This is a genomic window from Actinoplanes sp. NPDC048791 (assembly GCF_040650095.1).
Lineage (GTDB): Bacteria > Actinomycetota > Actinomycetes > Mycobacteriales > Micromonosporaceae > Actinoplanes.
Genome location: NZ_JBEZGQ010000466.1, coordinates 1 through 6,374, shown reverse-complemented (window position 1 = coordinate 6,374; position 6,374 = coordinate 1). Strand labels below are relative to the sequence as shown.

At 70.8% G+C, this 6,374-nt stretch carries 8 protein-coding genes; 5 read left to right on the top strand and 3 right to left on the bottom strand.

The window, feature by feature from the left end; translation table 11 throughout:
- The 3 genes from AB0C29_RS28125 to AB0C29_RS28115 form a co-directional block, all read left to right on the top strand.
- A partial coding sequence (locus AB0C29_RS28125) for a prolyl oligopeptidase family serine peptidase (protein WP_360826069.1) occupies window positions 1-664 on the top strand: 664 nt, incomplete at its 5' end.
- Entirely contained in the window at window positions 661-1,179 is a 519-nt protein-coding gene (locus AB0C29_RS28120) for a Uma2 family endonuclease (RefSeq protein WP_360545169.1), read from the top strand. The genes AB0C29_RS28125 and AB0C29_RS28120, both read left to right, overlap by 4 nt.
- A gap of 38 nt (window positions 1,180-1,217) precedes the next feature.
- A complete protein-coding gene (locus tag AB0C29_RS28115) occupies window positions 1,218-1,772 on the top strand; it encodes a Uma2 family endonuclease (RefSeq protein ID WP_360826066.1) in 555 nt (184 codons plus the stop codon).
- Between the two features lie 11 nt (window positions 1,773-1,783).
- Here the strand turns inward: AB0C29_RS28115 and AB0C29_RS28110 are convergent, their stop codons facing one another.
- Entirely contained in the window at window positions 1,784-2,299 is a 516-nt protein-coding gene (locus AB0C29_RS28110) for a helix-turn-helix domain-containing protein (protein WP_360826063.1), read from the bottom strand.
- Window positions 2,300-2,392: 93 nt separating this feature from the next.
- Between AB0C29_RS28110 and AB0C29_RS28105 the strand changes: the two genes are divergently transcribed.
- Window positions 2,393-3,310, top strand: a complete 918-nt coding sequence (locus tag AB0C29_RS28105) for an SDR family oxidoreductase (RefSeq protein WP_360826061.1) — start codon at window positions 2,393-2,395, stop codon at window positions 3,308-3,310.
- Here AB0C29_RS28105 and AB0C29_RS28100 read toward each other — a convergent pair.
- Together AB0C29_RS28100 and AB0C29_RS28095 are read right to left on the bottom strand one after the other, a co-directional pair.
- On the bottom strand, window positions 3,301-4,263 hold the full coding sequence (locus AB0C29_RS28100; RefSeq protein WP_360826058.1) for a YafY family protein: 963 nt from the start codon (window positions 4,261-4,263) through the stop codon (window positions 3,301-3,303). The genes AB0C29_RS28105 and AB0C29_RS28100 overlap by 10 nt on opposite strands.
- A gap of 39 nt (window positions 4,264-4,302) precedes the next feature.
- Window positions 4,303-5,853: a GGDEF domain-containing protein gene (locus AB0C29_RS28095; protein WP_360826055.1), complete on the bottom strand. Its 1,551-nt coding sequence runs from the start codon at window positions 5,851-5,853 to the stop codon at window positions 4,303-4,305.
- A 110-nt stretch (window positions 5,854-5,963) separates the two neighbouring features.
- On the opposite strand from AB0C29_RS28095, the gene AB0C29_RS28090 reads away from it, so the two are divergent.
- Window positions 5,964-6,374 (top strand): PmbA/TldA family metallopeptidase (locus AB0C29_RS28090; protein ID WP_360826052.1); only part of this gene is annotated, 411 nt, incomplete at its 3' end.

Below are 6,374 nucleotides of genomic sequence, written 5' to 3'. Positions count from 1 at the left end.
CGGCGCCGCGGACGTGGCGACACTGCCCTCGCTGGCCGAACCGCTGCCCTACCAACCGGAGCCGCTCCTGGAGCGGGTGACCGACCGCCGGCTGCCGGCCGCGGTGCTGTATCCCACCGGCCACGTCACCGGGACCCGCCTGCCGGTCCTGCTCGACCTGGGCGCGGGGCCGGGCCACCAGCACGTCGTGGCCGACGCGGCCGCCTGGCAGGACCGGCAGTGGTGGGCCGACGCCGGCTTCGTCGTGGTCAGCGTCGACTCCCGGGGTACGCCCGGAGTGGCGCCCAGCTTCGAGAAGGTGGTCTACCGCCGGGTCGCCGACGTGGCCCTCACCGACCAGATCGACGCGCTGCACGCCCTCACCGGCAAACACCCCGACCTCGACCTGACCCGGGTCGCGGTCCACGGCACCGGCCTCGGCGGCTGGCTCGCGGCGCTGGCCCTGACCCGCCGGCCCGACCTGTTCCGCTGCGGCGTCGCCCGCGACCCGGTCACCGACTGGACCACGCTGCCGCCCGCGTACGCCGAGCGCTACCTGGGCAGCCGCACCGACAACTCCGACGTCTACGACCACCACAGCGTCACCCCGCCGGCGACGCTCCTGATCTCCCCCGACGGGGACCTGTCCGCAGAACTCGCATTCGTGACCCGGGAGTGTGCATGACGTCAGCCCTGATCGGCCGCAGCCTGCCCATGGAAGCCCTGGCGACGACCGAGTCCGACTACCTCCAGCTCGGCGAGACGTCGGCGCGCACGGAGCTGTGGGACGGCGGCGTGCTGACGTGTCCCAGAGACACGCCGCGCCACCAGCTGATCCTGAACGCCCTGGCCAACGCGCTGCGGGCGAACCGCACGGACCTGAACGTGATCTCCGGCGTACCGGTGCGGCTGGGCCCGGGCCGGATCGCGGTCCCGGACCTGATCATCGCGGGCACGATCGACCTGGACCAGCCGCTGGTGGAGGCCCAGTCGGTCCGCCTGGTCTGCGAGATCACCTCCCCGGCGAGCGCGACGGTGGACTGGACACTGAAGATGCACGCGTACGCCCAGGCCCGGATCCCGTGCTACCTGGTGGCCGAGCCGGAGCGAGGCCTGCTGCACAGCAACATGCTGTCGGCCCAGGGGTACGTGGAGCAGTCGGTGATGCAACTGGTCCGCGTCACCGGCCTCGATCTCTGACCGGTCTGATCATGGGCCCGATGTGGGAAACTCTGGCCATGACGTCCGCCATCATGGGCCAGGGAACGCCGGTGACAGAGGAGGAGTTCTTCGCGCTCGGTGAGACCTCCAAGCGCATCGAACTCTTCGACGGGAGCTTGTTCGTGACCCCCGCCCCTACTCCTCAACACCAGCACACCTCGAGTGAGCTCGCGTTCGCGCTCCGGACCGCGGCTCGTAACGCCGGGCTCTACGTTCACGAAGCGGTCAACGTGCGACTCCAGCCCGGGCGGATCCCGATCCCCGATGTGGCGGTCACCGAGAAGATCAACTTCAAGGAGTTGGTCATCGACGCCGAGGCCGTTCAGCTGATCTGCGAGATCGTCTCGCCGTCCAATGCTTCCGCCGACAAGGTCCTCAAAATGCACTACTACGCGGCGGCGGGCATCCCCTGGTATCTCCTGATCGAGCAGGAGAGCGCCACGCTGCACCTCTATGAGCTGCGCGGCAACCACTACGTCGAGCGTTCCGTCACCAGGCCCGGCGAGGTGCTGCATCTTGAGGAGCCGTTGACCGCTGATCTCGTACCCGAGGACCTGCTTCCGCCGGATTAGAAACCCGTCGCTCAATCCGCTGAGCTATCAGGGGCCTGCTCGCAACCGCTGCGCGTGAACGCTTCGAGGACCTGCTGGCGCTGCGGCTGGGAGAGAACTCCGGCGAACGGAGAGTTCTGCCGGAGTTCCACAAACTCAGGATTCTGCGAAGTCAGCGCCTTGAGGACCGCGCCGGGCCCGGCACTGAGCTTCTCTTGCCAGCGCAGCAGCCAGACCTCGGCCATGGTGCCGTGGTGCTGCACCAACAGCCGGTCGAGATTCTCGGCCGCCTTGCCCAGCACTGCTTCCGGATCGGTGACCAGACTGCCGGCGACCGCCTGATGCAACCACAACGACTTGAGTTGATCGCGCGTGAGCTTCTGCGGGGGCCGGAGCAACGCCTCGACAGCGCTCCGCTCGATCCTGCGGTGCTTGCCCACCATGACGAACGGCAGGTCTCCCCGCCCGCACAGATTCACGACCTGCTGGCGCGACGTGCCCAAGAGCTTGGCCACCTCACCAGTGGTCAACAGCCCGCCGCTCGTCATCATCCGAGCCTCTGCCGTAAACGCCAAAAACACAAACCAGGAGATTAGGAAACCAGACACCGCCTGTCAGGTTTTGGGGACAGCATCGTTCGCATGACGAAGCAACCACTGACCGGAAAAGTCGCACTCGTGGCCGGCGCGACGCGGGGTGCCGGGCGACAGATCGCGGTGCAGCTAGGTGCCGCCGGCGCCACGGTCTACGCCACCGGACGCAGCACGCGCGCCCAGCGGTCCGAGATGAACCGGCCTGAGACCATCGAGGAGACCGCCGAGCTCATCACGGCCGCCGGGGGCACCGGCATCGCGGTGCCCGTCGACCATCTGGTCCCGGAGCAGGTCGAGGCCCTCGTGCAACGCATCGACACCGAGCAGGGCCGGCTGGATGTGCTGGTCAACGACGTGTGGGGCGGCGATCCGCTGGCCACCTGGCACAAGCCGGTGTGGGAGCAGCCGCTCGACCCGGGACTGCGGCTGCTCCGGCTGGCGGTCGACACGCACATCATCACCAGTCATTTCGCGTTGCCACTGCTGATCCGTACGCCCGGTGGCCTGGTCGTGGAGATGGGTGACGGCACCACCGCCTACAACACGGTCAACTACCGGCTTTCCGTCTTCTACGACCTGGCCAAGTGGTCGGTGAACCGGCTCGCTTTCGCCTGGTCGCAGGAGCTGGCGGAGCACGGCGCGACCGCGGTGGCGCTGACCCCGGGCTGGCTGCGGTCGGAGATGATGCTCGACAACTACGGCGTCACCGAGGAGAACTGGCAGGAAGCCACGAAGCGGGAGCCGCACTTCGCCATCTCGGAGACCCCGGCCTTCGTCGGGCGCGCGGTTGTCGCGTTGGCCGCCGACGAGGAGCGGGCCCGGTGGAACGGCCGTTCCGTGTCCAGCGGTGAGCTGGCCCAGGTGTACGGCTTCACCGACCTCGACGGCAGCCGGCCGGACGCGTGGCGTTACCTGGTCGAGGTGCAGGACCCCGGCAAGCCCGCCGACGTGACCGGCTACCGGTAGAGCGAGCGCGTCCGCTCTGCGGCCGCGGCGACCCGGGACCGCAGCTCCGGCGGGTCGATCACTTCCACCTCCGGGCCGAGACTCAAAACGTACGTGTACGCCACGTCGGGCGACTCGACCGGCAGCCGGGTCCGGATCCAGCCGTCCGGGTCCGGCTCGCCGGCTGCCTGCTCAGCTTCCTGGCGGGCGATGGGCTCGACCACGTACCGCAGCAGCCGCCGGCCGTCCGGGCTGAGCCGGACCGTGATGGTCTCGCGCAGCATCTGCCGGACGAAGTCCGCGGCCCGGTCCGCCCAGAACGACGGCAGGTCGAAGTCCGGATCCCGTTCGAAGGTGTCCCCGGCCGGCTCCGCCGCGACGACCCGGTCCGCGCGGTAGACCCGCAGGTCGGCATCGACCTGGCCGACGAGATACCAGACGCCGTTCTTGAGGACCAGACCGTACGGCGCGACGGTGCGGGTCACCTCGTCACGGCTGCGGTACCGCAGGGTCAGGACTTGGTCGTGCCAGACCGCCCGGGCCAGGTCGGCCAGCAGCGGCGGCGGGTCGGTGTCGCCGAACCAGCCCGGCGCGTCCAGGTGGAACCGCTGGCCGGCGCTCTGCGAGGCGTCCCGCAGCACGGGGGGCAGGGCGGCGAGCACTTTGCGCCGTACCGTCCGTACGGGCTCGGCCAGGCCCATGTCCCGCGCCGGACCGGGGAGCCCGGCCAGGAACAAAGCCTCGGCCTCGGCCGGGCTCAACCCGGTCAGCCGGGTGCGGTAGCCGCCGACCAGGCGGTATCCGCCGGTGCGGCCCTGCTCGGCGTAGACCGGCACACCGGCCGCCGACAAGGCCAGCACGTCGCGGTACACGGTCCGCTCCGAGACCTCCAGCTCGGCGGCCAACTCGGCAGCGGTCAGCATGCCGCGCGACTGCAGCAGCAGCACGAGGTTGATCAGCCGGGCAGCACGCACGGACCGATTCTGCACCCGGCATCGTGGCGCCGGGGTGACTCAGGCGGCGGCGAGCTGGTTCCGGCCGGCCCGTTTGGCCGTGTAGAGGTGGGCGTCCGCGCGGTCGTAGAGGTCACGGCCGCGTTCGCCGCTGTGGCAGGCGGCCAGGCCCATGCTCAGCGTCACCGTCAGGCCGGGCGCGATCGTGCTCCAGTCCCGGGCCAGGATCACCCGGCGGATGCGTTCGGCGATCTGCCGGGCCTCGTCCTCGCCGGTGGTCAGGAACATGGCGAACTCGTCCCCGCCGAAGCGGATGGCCACCTCGTCGTGCCGGCAGTGGGCGCGCAGCACCGCCGCGATCTCGCCCAGCACCCGGTCGCCGACGCCGTGCGAGAACCGGTCGTTGATGTCCTTGAAGCGGTCCACGTCGATCAGCAGCAGGGAGCCGCCGGCCGCGACCGTGTCGATCCGGCGGTCGAACATCCGGCGGTTGCCCAGCCCGGTCAGCGCGTCCGAGGTGGCGGCCAGGTCGGCGGTCGTACGCGCCGCCTCCAGCTCCACCCGGCGGTACGCCTGCCGCAGCATCGTCCGCCGGTCCAGCCGCAACTGCCACAGCGCCTCGACGTGGCTGCGCAGCGATTCCAGCGCTGCCTGCGTCGCGTCGCCGGGGAATTCCTGCACGGCGGTGATGGCCAACTCGTACTGGAACAGCAGCCGCTGCGACCGCAGCACGGACAGTTCCAGGGCGGCCCGGAACTCCCGGCGGGCGGCCCGCCACTGACCGGTGGCCCGCAGGGCCAGCCCGTACGCGAGGTGCAGCAGGCGGGCCTCGTGCTGCTGGCCGGCCTCCCGCATCTCCAGCAGCAGCTGGTCGACCAGGGCGAACGCCTGCGTGACCCGGCCGCTCTTGGCGTGACAGACCGCCAGCAGCGCCATCCCGACCGGGGAATCGATGCCCTGGTCGACCCAGTACTGCAGCATGGCCCCGCTCTTGTCGACCAGCGCGGCCGACTCCTCGGTCCGGCCCACCTGCTCCAGCCGCAGCGCCCACTCCAGCCACGTCTCGGCCTGGGTCAGCTCGGCGGCGGACCGGTACAGGTCGTCCGGCGACTCGAACGACTCCACGCACAGGCGCATGGCGTGGTCGGCGAGCTCGAACAGCTCCGCGCTGCGGGCGGCCTCACCCAGCGACGACATGGCCGAGAAGTACCGCAGCCCCTTGCGCGGCACCACGTCCAGCACGGCCATGGCCCGGGCGACGTAGTGCAGGCCGTCGTCGATGCGGCCCAGGTGGATGAGCACCTCGGCGGTGTCGGCCATGATCTTGGCATCGGTGGCCCGCGGGCCACTCAGCTCGGCCGGATCGCTGACCAGCTCCTCGGCGATGGCCAGGGCCTCGTCGAGGCGGCCGAGGGCGCTCAGGGCGTACATCCGGCCCAGCCGGCTGACCCGGTAGGTGCGGCGGTCGCCGAGCAGCAGCGTGACCGCTTCCGCCTCGTCGGCGGCGAGCAGAGTCTCCGTGTGGTGGCCTCGGATGGTCAGGTCGTGCACGTGCAGCGCGAGGCCGGCGAAGGGACCGTACGGCGAGACCAGCACCGGCAGGCGGTTCATCGTCGTTCCCCGTTCCCCATGGCCCTATGGTCGGCTGATCCGCCCCCGATGTGAGGGGTCCGCGCCGGACCGGGCAGAGAATGTCGGAGGGTTCGCCTAGGGTCTCGGGCATGAGCGTGGATCACTTCGACGAGGCCGGCACGGCGGTCCAGGCCGCTCTCGACGCCGGGGCCCGGTACGCGGACGCACGGGTGATGCTGCGGCGCACCGAGACCATGAGCGCCCGTGACGGCGAGGTCGAGGACCTCAGTTCCGACGAGAGCGCGGGCATCGGCGTACGCGCGCTGGTCGGGTCGAGCTGGGGCTTCTACGCCGTACCCGACCTGTCCGACGCCGCCGCCCGCGCGGCCGGCCGCCGGGCCGCCGAGATCGCCGCCGCCAGTGCCCTGGTGCCCGGCCCGGCGATCGACCTGGTCCCGACCGGCGCCGGCACGGCCAGCTGGGCCAGCCGGTGCGAGATCGACCCGCTCTCGGTGCCGCTGTCGGACAAGGGTGACCTGCTGGTCGCGGGCACCGCGGCC